Below are 1,047 nucleotides of genomic sequence, written 5' to 3' on the forward strand. Positions count from 1 at the left end.
GTTGCTCCTGCGCCTTCAAGGCCACGAAGCGCATGGTCGGGCGCGTGGCGGCCTCGGCGATCGCCTCGGCATCGCGGTCGTCGTTCTTCTGCGCCTTGACGTAGGGGCGGACGTACTCGGGCGACATCAGCCGGACGGCGTGCCCCTGCACGGCGAGCAGCCGGCCGAGGTGGTGGGCGCCGCAGGCCTCCATCGCTACTACGCAGGCCGGCAGCTTGGCCGTCAGGCCGACGACCGTCTCTCGCCGCGCACGACGTCGCAACACCACCGTACCGGCTTGGTCGAAGCCAACCAGGCTACAGCTGTTTTTGCCGAGATCGATACCCAGCACGGCGACCGAACTCTTTGCCATTTCCAATCCCTCCATTCCTCCAAGGCAGCAGCATGCCACCAACGGTTCGGTGAGGGGCGGGCCATCCCATAAGCATGAGCGGGGTTGGGGGCGACGAGGCATGAGGTACCCGGCCCCCGAGAAGCTGGAGATCATCCGGCTGATCGAGCAATCCCACCTGCCGATGCATGCCACCCTGGACAAGCTCGGCATCACGCGCTCGACGTTTTACCGGTGGTCCGACGCCTACCAGCGCGGCGGCCCCGAGGCGTTGAATGACCATCCTTCACAGCCGAGCCGGGTCTGGAACCGTCTACCTGCGGAGATCCGCGAGCAGATCGTGGCCCTGGCTCTGGAGGAGCCTGAACTCAGTCCACGTGAGCTGGCGGTGCGCTTCACCGACGAGCGCCGCTACTTCGTCTCGGAAGCGACCGTCTACCGGTTGCTCAAGTCTCAGGACCTGATCACCAGCCCGGCCTATATCGTCATCAAGGCCGCCGACGAGTTCCGCGATAAGACCACCGCGCCCAACCAGCTTTGGCAGACGGACTTCACCTGCCTGAAGGTCGCTGGCTGGGGCTGGTCCGACCTGTCGACGGTCCTGGACGACTTCTCACGCACCATCGTCGCCTGGAAGCTGTGCACGACGATGCAGGCCAGCGACGTCACCGCCACGCTCGACCTCACGCTGGGTGCGGCGGGGCTCGATCAGGCGC

At 66.0% G+C, this 1,047-nt stretch carries 1 protein-coding gene and 1 pseudogene; one reads left to right on the forward strand and one right to left on the reverse strand.

Going from position 1 to position 1,047, the window contains the following annotated elements; translation table 11 throughout:
* On the reverse strand, positions 1 to 331 hold a 331-nt coding region (locus AO398_RS27145), incomplete at its 3' end, for a transposase (RefSeq protein WP_152997692.1).
* A gap of 91 nt (positions 332 to 422) precedes the next feature.
* On the opposite strand from AO398_RS27145, the pseudogene AO398_RS27150 reads away from it, so the two are divergent.
* A pseudogene (locus tag AO398_RS27150) lies at positions 423 to 1,047 on the forward strand (helix-turn-helix domain-containing protein); the annotation flags it as partial.

Source organism: Methylobacterium sp. GXS13 (assembly GCF_001455965.1).
Lineage (GTDB): Bacteria > Pseudomonadota > Alphaproteobacteria > Rhizobiales > Beijerinckiaceae > Methylobacterium.